A 13,103-nucleotide genomic window follows, 5' to 3' on the forward strand; every position below is an offset into this window, starting at 1 on the left:
CGCACCGCATCCTGCGTAGCGGGCATCAAACGCGCCTGCACAAGACGTGGGCATCCTCCGATGGAGACTGCCCGTGCAGGTGGCAGATCCCGCGCGGTTTTTTGCCGCGCCGGGTGGAGACGGCGATGCGGGCTGCGTTATTCTTTAACGATCCGTGGGTACAGTCGCTGTCGCCTACCCCTTTCGCGCAACCCGAACAGAGCGTCGCGATGAGCAAGTCGATCGAGGGTGTATCCAACTGGATGCACATGTTCCGTTGGATCGTGAAGCTGATCCGCGACGAATACGGGGTGGACGAAGCTCTGCTGACCCGGAATGCGACGCTGGAGACCGACATCCAGCTGTCGATTGACCAGGTCGAACAGGTTCTGGAATACATCTCCGAGAGCTTCGGCATCCGTTTCCCCGAAGGGACGCTGGACGAGCTGGTGAAGCTGGAGGAGCTTTGCCTGTTGGCGAGCTGGATCAAGGGCTATTACAAGCGCCCTGAGTTCATCTCCGACGAGTTCGAAAGCCGCTGCCGCAGCATCAACGAGATTGCCGCCTGAGATGACAGACCCGACCTTCTCCTATCCGCCCGGTTTCGTCTGGGGCGTCTCCACCTCCGCCTACCAGATCGAAGGGGCGGCGGCCGAGGGCGGGCGCGGCGCCAGCATCTGGGACGTCCGCTGCCGCACCCAGGGCGGGGTGGTGAACGGCGACACTGGCGACGTGGCCTGCGACCATTACCACCGGATGCCGGAGGATGTGGCGCTGATGAAGGGGCTGGGCGTCGACGCCTACCGCTTCTCGGTCTCCTGGCCACGGGTGCTGCCGCGCGGCAAGGGGGCGGTGAACGAGGCCGGGCTGGACTTCTACGACCGTTTGGTCGACCGGCTGCTGGAGGCGGGGATCGAACCCTGGCTCTGCCTCTATCACTGGGACCTGCCGCAGGCGCTGCAGGACATGGGCGGCTGGTCGGCCCGCGACTGCGCCGGCTGGTATGCCGACTATGCCGCGCTCTGCGCCCGGCGCTACGGCGACCGGGTGAAGCGCTGGATCACCTTCAACGAGTTCTCGGTCTTCACCCTGTTCGGCTACGCCATTCCGTGGGCGGCGCCGGGGATCGTCGACCGGGCGCAGCATCTGCGCGCCATCCACCATGTCAATCTCGCCCATGGCGCCGGGGTGGACGTGCTGCGCGATCTGGTGCCCGGCGCCTCCATCGGCGCGATCCACAACCGGCAGGTCGTGATCCCGGAAACCGACACGCCGGAAAACCGTGCCGCCGCCTCGCTGCTGGACGAGCATTGGAACCTCGTCTTCTGCGATCCGCAGATCCTCGGCCATTATCCGCCGCAGACCGCCGCCGCCATCGAACCTTACGTGCAGGCCGGCGACATGGCGCGCATCGCCCGGCCGGTGGACTGGTTCGGGCTGAACCATTACGGCCCGATCTTCGCCAAGGCCGACCCGGCCCGGACCTGGGGGTACGGCTGGGGCGACGCGCCGCCCGATTCGCCGACCCACGGCGTCGGCTGGGCCATCTTCCCCGACGCTTTCCGGGACGAGCTGCTGACCATCCAGCGCCGCTACCGCCTGCCCATCGTCGTGACGGAGAACGGCTGCGGCGGCAGCGACACCGTCAGCCCCGACGGCGCCGTCCACGATCCCCACCGCATCAACTACCTGACCATCTACAACGCCGCGATGCGCGACGCGATGGCCCAGGGTGCCGACGTGCAGGGATATTTCGTCTGGTCGCTGCTGGACAATTTCGAGTGGGGCAGCGGCTATGGCCAACGCTTCGGCATCGTCCATGTCGACTTCCAGACCCTGGCCCGCACGCCGAAGGACTCGGCGCGCTGGTACGCCGAGCTGATCCGGAAGGCGAAGGCCTAACGTCGGCGCACCTCCGCGCACACGCCCTCCGCTCCGTCCGGCACCTCCACCCGCGCGGTGCCGTCGCGCAGGAGCAGGCTGTGTCCTTCGGGAACCGGCAGAGTATCCCCGCCATCGGGGGTGACGGATAGGCATCCGGCAAGGGCATGGACCAGAACCACATCGCCGTCGGCGCGATAGCCGGCCGGATCGGCCAGCAGGGTCAGGGTGCCGGTGGCCGACGCGCGGTCGAGCATCAGGTTCACGTCGCGGATCGGGCCGGCGGTCGGCTCGCACCACACCGCCGCCTCGCCGGGAAAGGCGAAGGCGGGGTCCAGGCGGTGCCGTTCGACAGGCGGGGCGCCATCGACGGACAGGCGCATGCCGTCGCCCTCCACCACGGCGATCAGGCGGTCATAGCCGGGAAAGGCCGAGAATGGACCGGGTTCGACGACATCGGCGATGCTGACCCGCCAAAGGAAGCGACTATCGGAGGTTGGGCCGGAGTTCGGGCCGGAGGTCGGCTCCACCGCCAGTTCGGTGGTGACGCCGCCGCCATTCTTCCAGGGAACGCGGCGGTGATCGGCGGGGCTCAGAAGGGTGACGGTGGGCAATGTCAGGCTCCGGCGCGGATGAACTCCGCACCGTCATAGCACAGCCGGTGCCGATGGCATGGACGAAGAGCCTCAGACGAAGAGGTTGAAGCTGCCCATCAGCTTCTGCGTTCCGGTCTGGCCGGTGGGGATCGAGTTCAGGCTGCCGATGGCGCTGTTCAGCCCGTCCAGCGTCGCCTGCTGTCCCGTGGTCAGCGCCGCCGCGCCGGTGTCGCCCTTGGCCGGCGCCTTGGCCACGGTGTCGTAGTCCTTGCTGTAGTTCCCCATCACCAGCTGCATGGCGTAGTTCTTGGGGTCCTTGTCGGACTGGCCCTTGTCGCGGGTGACGCGCAGGGTGTAGTCGCCCTTGTCGACCGTCAGGTTGCCGGCCTGCAGCTTCTTGAAGGAGTCGTAATTGTCGCCGGACTTCGGGTCGCTGTCGGCCATCACCCGGCCCAGCCGGTTCATCAGCTGGACGCGCACGCCGTCGTCGCCGACCTGACCCATGGTCATCTCACCCTTGGAGGTGACCTTGAACTTGTAGAAATCGACCTTGTCGTTCGCCGTCAGCGTGCTGGCGACATTCAGGCGGGTGGTGTTCTTGGCGAGCACGCCGATGTCCGTGGCGCCGGCCGTGGTGGTCAGCGCCGACTTCTTGACCGTCTTGGAATATTCCTGGACGTCGCCGACGGCCTGGTTGCTCTGCGACTTCTTGATGGCCTCGACCGCGTTTTTGATCGACGCGTTGAGGCCGGAAACCATAGAGCTGACGCTTGAGAGAGCATCATCCGCCATGATCCGTCATCCTTCTTCCGATCCGACCATCACACTCAAACCCGAACGAGCGGATTCGAATGCCACCGAGGAGTACCAACAAGGGTGCGGCCGGCTGCGCCGCCACCCGGACACGTCTGCCCTAAGGGAGTATACGACAACAGCCGGCGGAACATAGGCAGGATTCGTGATTTTTTTGGTCCAAAGCTGGGATGCGGGGCCTCCACGCCACGGTTGGCAGCCCGATCCCTGCTCAGGATCGCGGCTTTCCCTCCATTTCCGGCTTCGGTGCGGAGTGCGCAGCGGCTGCAGCGCCCAGGGCTGCCGCCTGCGGGGCCGACTCGGAGGCGGCCGGTCCGGCCGGCTCGTCGACCGGGGGGCAATGGGGCGGCTGGGTGGGGCCGGTGACGACATCGAAATCGAACATGACAACCTCTCTTGCGGAAGATGAGGCCGCCCGGATCGCCCGTGTTCGGATTTTGAGGATGTGCAGCCCGTCAAGGGCAGAGATCACAAACACGAAAGCCGCCGCGGGTCGGTCCGGGCGGCTTCGGGAATGAGCGACAGATGCGCGTTCCTAGGCCGCCGGACGAAACCAGCGGCCAAAATATCGGGAGCGTCCGGAGGACGCGATGGAAAGCGCCTGTTGCATGACGGCGACCATAGCGCGTGGCCGCCGCCCTGCCAAGGGACATTTTCCCGATCAGCCTGCCTTGCGCTCGCCCACCGTGTCGGCGACATAGGCGTCGCGCTGGCCCAGCGGCCGGGCGGGCCGGCCGTTGCGGTCGGTGGTGTCGCGGGCGGTCTGGTGCTCGATCTCGGCGTTCAGCTCGGCCCCCAGCAGCACGACGTAGGAGGTCAGGTTGAACCACAGCAGCAGCACCACGACCGCACCGACCGACCCATAGGTCTCGTTGTAGCTGCCGAAGTTCGACACATAGATGGAAAAGCCCAACGATCCCAACAGCCAGACCAGGGTCGCCGCCGCCGACCCCCAGGTGACCCAGCGCCATTGCGGTTCCCGCCGGTCGGGGGCATAGCGGTAGAAGACGGCAAGCCCCAGGATGATCGCCACCGCCAGGATTGGCCAGCGGGCAAGGCTGGCGATCCAGCCGATCGGCGTGTCCTGCAGCCCGATGATGTTGATCACAGCCGGCACGGCGACGATCATCACCATGGCGACAATGACGAACAGCAGGCCGGCCACCGTCAGGGCCATCGACAGCACCGCCAGCTTGATGATGCCGCGCGTCTCCTGCTCGCCATAGGCGATGTTGAGCGCCGTCACCATCGAGTTGGTGCCGCGCGATGCGCTCCACAGGGTCAGCAGCAGGCCGAAGATCAGGCCGACCCCCAGCCCCTCGGACGGGGCGGTGGCCACCTTGCGGGCCTGGTCGCTGACGATGGACAGGGCTTCCGGAGGAAGCAGACCGCCCATCTGGCTCAGCTGGTTCTCGATCAGCGCCGGGTCGGCGACGAGGCCGTAGATGGAGACCAGCGCCGCGATGGCCGGGAAGATGGCGAGCAGCCCGTAATAGGCGACGCCCGCGGCCAGCATCGACACGTTGTCCTTGCTCTGCTCGTCCCACACCCGCAGCAGGATGTCCTTCCATCCCTTCTTGGGAATGTCGGACGGGGTTTCCGCCGACCGCCCGCGGCCGTCCCGGCTCCCACCGCGCGCGTCGTTGGCGGCGCGCCCGGCCGCATGGTACCCGTTCGCACGGTTCCGGTGCTCGTAGTAATGGCGGCGGCTCAACCCCAGCATGACCCGCCCTCCTCAGACCACGGCTTCGCGCAGCGCGCCGACGCGGTGGCGGGCGGTTTCCACGGCATGGAACTGGGCGCCGATGACGACCTGCAGGTGATCGTCCGGCGCGTCGCGCAGGGCATCGCGGAACAGGGCCAGCGTACCGTCCAGCCCGCTTTCCAGCCGTGCCAGCAGGTCGCCCCGCCCGGCCATTCCGCCGACGCCCGCCACGACGCTGCGCGCGCTCGCCTCCGCCAGGCCATGCAGGGGCGACCAGACCCGGCCACCGTCACCCGCGGTCTCGATCCAGCCGCCGCCGTTGCGCAACTCGGCGTCCAACTCCATGGCGCTGCGGTCGAGCTGGTCGGCCAGGGTCTCCAGGCGGGAGGACAGGGCCGGGTCGGCGATGGTCATGTCGGCGCGGCGGAAGGCGTCCGATCCGTCGCGGCAGGCGGCGATCAGGTCGGTCAGCAGATGGCGGCTGCGCGGGTCCAACTGCCGGCCGCGGGGATCGTAATCGTCGAATTCGGTGGTGGCCTCCGGGGTGCGGGCGACCGCCCAGGCAAGCCAGAGGGCGCCGACGCCCATCAGCGCCACGGGAATAGGGTTGGCACGGACGGCGCGGGCGATCCGGCCGGACATGCCGTCGCCGCCGCCCTGGATGACGTCGCGCACCACCTGCACCACCCCGCCGGACATCTGGCCGGGCGACAGGCGGAATTCGATCTCGTCGATCACCGCGTCCATGCGGGCGCGGATTGATTCGATCTCATGCTCGATCTCTTCGGGCCGCCGGTTCTGCGTCGCTGTCGCGGCCCCGGCAGCGGCCTCGCGGTCGGAGGGAACCGACGCAGACGGAGCGGCGGGCGGAATGGCGTCGTTGTGGTTGGTCATGCCGGACGTCTCCTGTGGGGGCTGCCGGCTTGCAACACCACGGGGAGGCGATTGTTCCGGCCTGACCTGCACAGGCAAAGGGCCGGGAGGTCTCCCTCCCGGCCCCGTCCTTCCGCAAACGAATCCGTTGCCCGCGATCGGGCAAGCCGGACTCAGGCGAGCGTGACCAGCGCCACGCCGCCGAGACCAATGGCCGCGCCCAGGCCACGCAGGACCAGCCCGCCCATACCTTCGCGGGCGAAACCGCGCAGCGACAGGGCCAGGGCGATGCCGGCCCCATGCAGCAGGGCGGTGGCGAGCGCAAAGCCCAGGCCATAGAGCAGCGGCTGCGCCGCCTCCGGCATCTCGGCCCCATGGGCATGGCCGTGGAACAGCGCGAACAGCGCGACCGCCGCCAGCGACACCGGCAGCGACAGGCGCGACTGCGCGGCGACCAGGGCGCCCAGCACGATGACCGAACCGGCGATCCCCAGTTCCACCGCCGGCAGGCCGATGCCGGCCATGCCCAGCAGGCCGCCGCCGATCATGGCGGTGACGAAGGCCGCCGGCAGCGCCCACAACGCCGCACCGCCGCGCTGCGCCGCCCACAGCCCGACCGCAACCATGGCCAGCAGGTGGTCCCAGCCGCCGACCGGATGCAGGAAGCCATGGACGAAGCCGGCATCATGGGCGCCGAAGGTGTGGGCGTCGGCAACCGCCGGCAGCACCAGCCCGGCCAGCAGGACGGCCGAGGCGAGGGGGAAACGTTTCATGGACAAGCATCCTCTGATGTCGTGTCGCGCCCGCCACGGCCCTCCCGCCCGACGCATGGGGAGCCGGGCTGCATGGCGCGGTTGGGGCGAAGTGTAGCAGAAAGCGTCATCTCGGCCATGGCCGGAACACAGGGTCCGCCCCGCCGGATCTACGTATTTTGACGCAGGTCAATGAGTTGCACCCCGGTTCCGTCAGGATGGATCCGCCGCCGCCCGCCCTGCCGCCAGGACTTCACCATGACCGCAGCGACACGTCCCGCAGAGGGATCGGTATCCGTCCGGCTGTGGCTCGACGGCAAAAAGGGCGCCGACACCATCGGCCGGGCCGAGGTCGCCGCCCGCCGCCCGCGCGCCGTCGCCGTCCTGGTCGGTCGCCCGCCGGAGGAGGCGGTGCGGCTGGCGCCACTGCTGTTCAGCCTGTGCGGAACCGCGCAAGCACTTGCCGTCGCCCGCGCCTCCGAGGCGGCCCTGGGGATCGACGCGGGCGCGCAGGAGACGGCGCGCCGCCTGCTGACCGACGCGGAGGCCCTGGACAGCCACGGCTGGCAGGCCGTCGTCGAATGGCCGGCGCGCCTCGGCGCCCCTCCCCGGCTTGCTACCCTGCGCGCCCTGCGCCAGGCGGTCTCCGCGGTCATGCCGGCGCTCTATCCGGCCAAGGACGGGCTGCGGCCGGGCGGCGGTGTCCTTCGGCCCGATGGGACTGCGCTGCGGGGGGCGCTGGACCGGATGAAGGACTGGGTGGAGGAGGAGGTCTTCGCCGGACCGCCGCCGCGGGATGTTGACGACCTCCTCCGCTGGGCCGGCCGCGGCGCCAGCGACGCCGCGCGTCTGGGCGCCCGGCTGCTCGGCCCCGATCTGGCCGGCTGGGGAGCGGGCGGCGTGCCGCTGCTGAGCGAAAGCGGGCCGGACTGGTTCGCCGCGGCCCTGTCGGGCGATCCGGCCTTCGCCATACGGCCGCAGCATGACGGCGCCCCGGCGCTGACCGGGCCGCTGGAACGTCAGGCGGCGCACCCGCTGGTGGTTTCGGTGACGGACCGCTTCGGCGACGGGCTGGCCCGGCTGTTCGCGGCGCGGCTCGCCGATCTGGCAGAGCTGCCGAAGCGGATGGAGGCGGCCATGGCCGACCTGTGCCCGGCCGATCCGGCGATGGCGGCGGGTCCGGGACCGGGCAAAGGCTGCGGAGTGGCGGAGACGGCGCGCGGACGGCTGGCCCACTGGCTGCGGCTGGACGAGGCCGGGCGGATCGCCGATGCCCGCATGGTGGCCCCGACCGACTGGAACTTCGCCGCCGACGGCCCGCTGGCCCGTGGACTGGCCGGTGCCGAGGTGCACAGCCGCGACGACGCGGCGGAACGGGCGCGGCTGCTGGTCGCGATGCTCGACCCCTGCGTCGCCTGCGGCATAGAGGTACACGAATGACGATCGCTTGCCGAAGCGGACGGGCCGTCCGATGATGGGCCGCCGAACGGACAGAGCGATCGCTTTGCGGATCGAAGAGTGGGAGAGCGCGTGATGTGCACGGTTTGCGGATGCGGAGAAGGCGAAACCCGGATCGACGGCAAGGCCACCGATGCCGAGCATGAGCATATCGGCCCGGACGGCAAGGTCTACCGCCACCGTCACGGCGAGGGGCACGGGGCGGCGCACCACCATGCTCACCACCATCACGACGACACCCACGAGCATGTCGCCCCCGACGGCACGGTGTTCCGCCACAGCCACACCGATCACGGGCACCATGATCACGGGCATGGTCATGAGCACGGCCATGACCACGCCCACGCGCATCACCACCACCGTCCCGACCGCCCCGACGCCATCGACGGCGGCGCCGCGCTGAACCAGCCGCGGCTGATCACCATCGAGCGCGACATCCTGGCGAAGAACGACGCGCTGGCCGACATCAACCGCCGCCGTTTCGCCGGGCGCGGGGTGTTCGTGCTGAACCTGATGTCCAGCCCCGGATCGGGCAAGACCACCCTGCTGACCCGCAGCCTGACCGACCTGAAGGGCCGCTTCCCGGTCGCGGTGATCGAAGGCGACCAACAGACCAGCTTCGACGCCGACCGCATCCGCGCCACCGGCACCCCGGCGGTGCAGGTCAACACCGGCAAGGGCTGCCACCTCGACGCCTCCATGGTGGCACAGGCCGCCGACAAGCTGGCCGCCGAGAGCGGCTTCGCCGAGGACGGCGTGCTGTTCGTCGAGAATGTCGGCAATCTGGTCTGCCCCGCCGGCTTCGACCTGGGCGAGACCCACCGCGTCGTCGTGCTGTCGGTGACCGAGGGAGAGGACAAGCCGCTGAAATACCCGGACATGTTCGTCCGCGCCGACCTGCTGGTCGTCAACAAGATCGACCTGCTGCCTCACCTGACCTTCGATGTGGAGCGGATGATCGGCTATGCCCAGCGCCTGAACCCGTCGCTGGCGGTGATCCAGCTGTCCGCCACCACCGGCCAGGGTCTGGAGGAGTGGTACGACTGGATCGCCGACGGGCTAGCGGAAGCCCGCGCCTCTCACCCGACCTCAGCTGCCGTCTGACCGGAGGACCGCCGCCATGTGCCTTGCCGTTCCAGCCCTGGTCACCGCCCTGCTGCCCGACGACCGCGCCACGGTCAGCCTGGGCGGCGTCACCTCCACCTGCTCGCTGGAGTTGGTGGAGGGCGTCGCCGTCGGCGACTACGTGATCGTCCATGTCGGCTACGCCCTGTCCCGTCTCGACGCCGAGGAGGCCGAGCGAACGCTCGCTCTGCTGGCCGAGGTCGCGGACGCAGAAGCAGCGGCTTGACGCCTGCCCCCACACACACCCGCCGACCATCCGGACCACCCGCCATGACCGACCGCCGCCTCTTCACCCGCAAGCTCGACATCGCCCGCGGGGCGGTGGACATGACCCACGGGTCTGGCGGCAAGGCGATGGCGCAGCTGGTGCGCGAGCTGTTCGCCGCCGCCTTCGCCAACCCGTATCTCGACCAGGGCAACGATCAGGCCGCCTTCGACGTGCCGGGCGGACGCATGGTGATGACGACGGACGGCTTCGTCGTCTCGCCGCTGTTCTTCCCCGGCGGCGACATCGGATCGCTGGCGGTCCACGGCACGGTGAACGACGTCGCCATGGCCGGCGCAGTGCCGCTGCACCTGACCGCCGGCTTCATCATAGAAGAAGGCTTCCCGCTCGCCGACCTGAAGCGGGTGGTCGACAGCATGGCCGCCGCGGCGCGCGAGGCCGGGGTCGCCATCGTGTCCGGCGACACCAAGGTGGTGGAGCGCGGCAAGGGCGACGGCATCTTCATCACCACCACCGGCATCGGCATGGTGCCCCCCGGCGTCGCCCCCTCCGGCGATCGGGCGCGGCCGGGCGACGTGATCCTGGTCAGCGGCACCATGGGCGATCATGGCGTCGCCATCATGTCGACCCGCGACAATCTGGGCTTCGAGACGGCGATCCTGTCCGACAGCGCGGCGCTGAACGGGCTAGTGGCGGCGATGGTGGCGGCGGTGCCCGACGTGCATGTGCTGCGCGACCCCACCCGCGGCGGACTGGCGACGACGTTGAACGAGATCGCCCACCAGTCCGGAGTCGGCATGCGGTTGCGCGAGGCCGACATCCCCGTTCGGGCGGAGGTCACCGCGGCCTGCGAATTGTTGGGGCTGGATCCGCTCTACGCCGCCAACGAAGGTAAGCTGATCGCGATTTGCGCGGCGGAGGAGCGTGACCGGATGCTCGCCGCCATGCGCGAACACCCGCTGGGACGGGATGCCGCCTGCATCGGATGTGTGGTGGAGGACCCCCATCGGTTCGTTCAAATGGAGACCCGCTTCGGCGGCCGCCGGATTGTGGATTGGCTGACCGGAGAACAGCTTCCCCGGATCTGCTGACCCGTACCGGCGGGCTAACTCACCCTTTCCAAAAATCCTGTCCCTTCGGCAGGACCCCTTTCGCGCGCTGGCCGTTGCCTCTCTCGGATGGTCCTATGCTCTGACCAGAGACGTTCAGCGACGAGAGATTACAATGGCGTTGTCCAACATCGCTCTTTTGGGCGCACCCCGCCTGGACCCCGGCCGCATGGCCGGGACCCGGTCGGCGATGCAGGCGATGGACCGGCTTCCCGGTTGCCCTCCCCTGCACAGGCATCGCGTGAAACGTGCCTTCGACATCGTCGGCTCGCTGGGGCTGCTCGCCATATTCGGGCCGCTGATGCTGGTGCTGGCCTGGATGGTGGCCCGTGACGGCGGGCCTGCGGTGTTCGGCCATCGGCGCATCGGTGCCGACGGACGCTCCTTCACCTGCCTGAAGTTCCGCTCGATGGTGGTGAACTCCGCCGAGGTGCTGGAGCGGCTGCTCGCCACCGACGAGACGGCGCGCACCGAATGGCTGGCGACGCGCAAGCTGCGCAACGACCCGCGCGTCACCCCGGTCGGCCGTTTCCTGCGCAAGTCGAGCCTGGACGAGCTGCCCCAGCTGATCAACGTCCTGCGCGGCGACATGAGCCTGGTCGGCCCCCGCCCGATCATCGACGACGAGGTCCCCTATTACCGCGCCTGCTTCCCCTTCTACACCCGCTGCCGCCCCGGCCTGACCGGGCTGTGGCAGGTCAGCGGCCGCAGCGACGTCGATTACGTGCGCCGCGTGCAGCTCGACACCGCCTATGTGGTGGGCTGGAGCTTCTGGGCCGACATCGGCATCATGCTGCGCACCGTGCGGGTGGTGGTGAAGGGCAGCGGCGCCTACTGAGCTCTCCCTTCCTCCTTCGCCCCCTTCTCTCCGAAAGCACTCATCCCTTCACACCGGTCGCGCGTCCCATCGGGGCGCGCGACATTGCTGTTTGCGCTCACCATTTCCGATAGGGGAGCCGGACGGCCGCCCCCAGCGGTCATCCCGCCGATCATCCCGTTGCATGACACTCTTGCCGAATCCGGGGTGGACTTTGAGAATGGCGGAACGACGTGCTAGGGTCGGGCCAACCGGCGAAACCCTGGTATAAGTGAACGATGAGCGTAAGACCGCCGGCCGGACCGGCCAGTCAAGAGGGGCCTAGGATGGCGAAGCTGCTGGCTGCCTTGCTGCTGATGATGGTGGCGATCGGGCCCGCATGCGCCGTGGCGCCAACCAGCCGTGCCGACACCGTCGCGGCGCTCGACCGATACCGCACCGATTTCGCGAAGATCCGCGGCTACGGTTCGCTGTCCGCCGCCGACCGCAACTACGTCCTCTTCTCCGACGCCATGCGCCGCGTTTTGACGGAGCATGTGAAGCCCTTCGATCCGCAGGTGCTGGTCGACAAGGCGGAGGACGGGCTGAAGAAGAAAAAGGCTGAGAACCCGCGCGCCAGCGACCGCATGCTGACCGAAGCGGCGCTGGACAGCATGCTGGGCTCGCTCGACCCCTATTCCAGCTTCCTCGACAGCGAACGCTACCGCTACCTGCGCGAACAGACGCAGGGCGAGTTCGGCGGGCTGGGCATCGAGGTGACGATGGACGAGGAGAGCGGCCTGATCAAGGTCGTGTCCCCCATCGACGGCTCGCCCGCCGCCCGCGCCGGCCTGCGCAGCGGCGACCTGATCGCCCGTATCGACGATGTGGCGGTCAAGGGGCTGAACCTGCACGACGCCGTGGCCCGCATGCGCGGTCCAGTCGGCAGCTCGGTCGCCCTGGCGATCCGCCGCCCGCCGTCGACCGACGCCAACACCCGCGTCTCGCTGACCCGCGCCATCGTCAAGATCCAGCCCGTCCGCTACCGGCTGGAAGGCAATGTCGCCTATGTCCGCATCGCCACCTTCAACCAGTCGACCTCCTCGGCGCTGGATGCGGCGGTCGAGGACATGCGCCGGCAGGCGAAAGGCCGGTTGACCGGCGCCGTCATCGACCTGCGCAACAACCCCGGCGGCTTGCTGGAGCAGGCTGTGCAGGTGGCCGACCGTTTCCTGGAGACGGTGGACATCGTCTCCGTCCGCGGCCGCGACCCGGAGGAATCCCGCTCCTACCGCGGCACCTCGGGCGACCTGCTGGCCGGGCTGCCGGTGGTGGTGCTGATCAACAGCGGCTCGGCGTCGGCGTCGGAGATCGTGGCCGGCGCCCTGCAGGACCATCACCGCGCGCTGCTGTTCGGCTCGCGCTCCTACGGCAAGGGGTCGGTGCAGACGATCTCTTCGCTCAGCGTCGACACCGGCATCCGCCTGACCACCGCCCGCTACTACCGCCCGTCGGGCGCGCTGGTGGACTGCTTCGGCGTCTCCCCGAACCTGGAGGTCAAGCCGACCCACGGCAGCACCGAGGAAACCCACCCCGACCCGGCCACTTGCGACGCCAATGCCCCGACCCCGCCCAAGCCGCAGGTGTGGATGGCGCAGGACATGTGCCCCGACGTGATGGACAAGGCCCCCAAGCCCGACGACGACCGCCCCCTGGAATGCGCCGTCTCCGCCATCCGCAACCGCCTGACCGGGACGTTGGCCGGCGGGGAGTGAGGGAAGCGCTTCAGA

Annotated in this window: 14 protein-coding genes; 8 read left to right on the forward strand and 6 right to left on the reverse strand. The window is 69.1% G+C overall.

Features of this window, described 5'->3' with window-relative positions; genetic code table 11:
- Window positions 1-209: 209 nt before the first annotated feature.
- Together ACWPKK_RS26435 and ACWPKK_RS26440 are read left to right on the forward strand one after the other, a co-directional pair.
- Window positions 210-548, forward strand: a complete 339-nt coding sequence (locus ACWPKK_RS26435; protein ID WP_324870917.1) for an acyl carrier protein — start codon at window positions 210-212, stop codon at window positions 546-548.
- 1 nt (window position 549) lies between these two features.
- On the forward strand, window positions 550-1,881 hold the full coding sequence (locus tag ACWPKK_RS26440) for a GH1 family beta-glucosidase (RefSeq protein WP_452010368.1): 1,332 nt from the start codon (window positions 550-552) through the stop codon (window positions 1,879-1,881).
- On the opposite strand, the gene ACWPKK_RS26445 is transcribed toward ACWPKK_RS26440, so the two are convergent.
- From ACWPKK_RS26445 to ACWPKK_RS26470, 6 genes are all read right to left on the reverse strand, one after another.
- Window positions 1,878-2,474 (reverse strand): HutD/Ves family protein, encoded by a 597-nt coding sequence (locus ACWPKK_RS26445; protein WP_452010371.1) that lies wholly within the window; start codon window positions 2,472-2,474, stop codon window positions 1,878-1,880. The genes ACWPKK_RS26440 and ACWPKK_RS26445 overlap by 4 nt on opposite strands.
- Window positions 2,475-2,546: 72 nt before the next feature.
- On the reverse strand, window positions 2,547-3,248 hold the full coding sequence (locus tag ACWPKK_RS26450; protein ID WP_324870914.1) for a hypothetical protein: 702 nt from the start codon (window positions 3,246-3,248) through the stop codon (window positions 2,547-2,549).
- Between the two features lie 232 nt (window positions 3,249-3,480).
- Complete coding sequence (locus ACWPKK_RS26455; protein ID WP_452010374.1) at window positions 3,481-3,654, reverse strand: hypothetical protein; 174 nt, start codon at window positions 3,652-3,654, stop codon at window positions 3,481-3,483.
- Window positions 3,655-3,930: 276 nt separating this feature from the next.
- A complete protein-coding gene (locus ACWPKK_RS26460) occupies window positions 3,931-4,992 on the reverse strand; it encodes a YihY/virulence factor BrkB family protein (protein ID WP_324870912.1) in 1,062 nt (353 codons plus the stop codon).
- Window positions 4,993-5,004: 12 nt separating this feature from the next.
- On the reverse strand, window positions 5,005-5,868 hold the full coding sequence (locus tag ACWPKK_RS26465) for a DUF3618 domain-containing protein (protein WP_452010377.1): 864 nt from the start codon (window positions 5,866-5,868) through the stop codon (window positions 5,005-5,007).
- A 152-nt stretch (window positions 5,869-6,020) separates the two neighbouring features.
- Window positions 6,021-6,620 (reverse strand): HupE/UreJ family protein, encoded by a 600-nt coding sequence (locus tag ACWPKK_RS26470; protein ID WP_452010379.1) that lies wholly within the window; start codon window positions 6,618-6,620, stop codon window positions 6,021-6,023.
- 237 nt (window positions 6,621-6,857) lie between these two features.
- Here ACWPKK_RS26470 and ACWPKK_RS26475 point away from each other — a divergent pair, with 237 nt between their 5' ends.
- The 6 genes from ACWPKK_RS26475 (at window position 6,858) to ACWPKK_RS26500 (ending at window position 13,088) form a co-directional block, all read left to right on the forward strand.
- On the forward strand, window positions 6,858-8,039 hold the full coding sequence (locus ACWPKK_RS26475; protein ID WP_452010382.1) for a nickel-dependent hydrogenase large subunit: 1,182 nt from the start codon (window positions 6,858-6,860) through the stop codon (window positions 8,037-8,039).
- Between the two features lie 93 nt (window positions 8,040-8,132).
- Complete coding sequence (gene hypB / locus ACWPKK_RS26480) at window positions 8,133-9,161, forward strand: hydrogenase nickel incorporation protein HypB (RefSeq protein ID WP_452010384.1); 1,029 nt, start codon at window positions 8,133-8,135, stop codon at window positions 9,159-9,161.
- Between the two features lie 16 nt (window positions 9,162-9,177).
- The gene (locus ACWPKK_RS26485; RefSeq protein ID WP_324870907.1) at window positions 9,178-9,408 is read left to right on the forward strand and encodes a HypC/HybG/HupF family hydrogenase formation chaperone; all 231 of its coding nucleotides are present in this window, start codon (window positions 9,178-9,180) and stop codon (window positions 9,406-9,408) included.
- 44 nt (window positions 9,409-9,452) lie between these two features.
- Window positions 9,453-10,499: a hydrogenase expression/formation protein HypE gene (gene hypE, locus ACWPKK_RS26490; protein WP_324870906.1), complete on the forward strand. Its 1,047-nt coding sequence runs from the start codon at window positions 9,453-9,455 to the stop codon at window positions 10,497-10,499.
- 187 nt (window positions 10,500-10,686) lie between these two features.
- A complete protein-coding gene (locus ACWPKK_RS26495) occupies window positions 10,687-11,355 on the forward strand; it encodes a sugar transferase (RefSeq protein WP_452010387.1) in 669 nt (222 codons plus the stop codon).
- Window positions 11,356-11,660: 305 nt separating this feature from the next.
- Window positions 11,661-13,088 (forward strand): S41 family peptidase, encoded by a 1,428-nt coding sequence (locus ACWPKK_RS26500; protein WP_452010389.1) that lies wholly within the window; start codon window positions 11,661-11,663, stop codon window positions 13,086-13,088.
- The last annotated feature ends 15 nt before the right edge of the window (window positions 13,089-13,103 follow it).

Source organism: Azospirillum largimobile (genome assembly GCF_977007025.2).

Excerpts from the sequence above, each read along its gene's own strand:
- ACWPKK_RS26435 (WP_324870917.1), top strand. The coding sequence starts at position 210 with ATGAGCAAGTCGATCGAGGGTGTATCCAACTGGATGCACATGTTCCGT.
- ACWPKK_RS26440 (WP_452010368.1), top strand. The coding sequence starts at position 550 with ATGACAGACCCGACCTTCTCCTATCCGCCCGGTTTCGTCTGGGGCGTC.
- ACWPKK_RS26450 (WP_324870914.1), bottom strand. The coding sequence starts at position 3,248 with ATGGCGGATGATGCTCTCTCAAGCGTCAGCTCTATGGTTTCCGGCCTC.
- ACWPKK_RS26455 (WP_452010374.1), bottom strand. The coding sequence starts at position 3,654 with ATGTTCGATTTCGATGTCGTCACCGGCCCCACCCAGCCGCCCCATTGC.
- ACWPKK_RS26460 (WP_324870912.1), bottom strand. The coding sequence starts at position 4,992 with ATGCTGGGGTTGAGCCGCCGCCATTACTACGAGCACCGGAACCGTGCG.
- ACWPKK_RS26465 (WP_452010377.1), bottom strand. The coding sequence starts at position 5,868 with ATGACCAACCACAACGACGCCATTCCGCCCGCCGCTCCGTCTGCGTCG.
- ACWPKK_RS26470 (WP_452010379.1), bottom strand. The coding sequence starts at position 6,620 with ATGAAACGTTTCCCCCTCGCCTCGGCCGTCCTGCTGGCCGGGCTGGTG.
- ACWPKK_RS26475 (WP_452010382.1), top strand. The coding sequence starts at position 6,858 with ATGACCGCAGCGACACGTCCCGCAGAGGGATCGGTATCCGTCCGGCTG.
- hypB (WP_452010384.1), top strand. The coding sequence starts at position 8,133 with ATGTGCACGGTTTGCGGATGCGGAGAAGGCGAAACCCGGATCGACGGC.
- ACWPKK_RS26485 (WP_324870907.1), top strand. The coding sequence starts at position 9,178 with ATGTGCCTTGCCGTTCCAGCCCTGGTCACCGCCCTGCTGCCCGACGAC.
- hypE (WP_324870906.1), top strand. The coding sequence starts at position 9,453 with ATGACCGACCGCCGCCTCTTCACCCGCAAGCTCGACATCGCCCGCGGG.
- ACWPKK_RS26495 (WP_452010387.1), top strand. The coding sequence starts at position 10,687 with ATGGCCGGGACCCGGTCGGCGATGCAGGCGATGGACCGGCTTCCCGGT.
- ACWPKK_RS26500 (WP_452010389.1), top strand. The coding sequence starts at position 11,661 with ATGGCGAAGCTGCTGGCTGCCTTGCTGCTGATGATGGTGGCGATCGGG.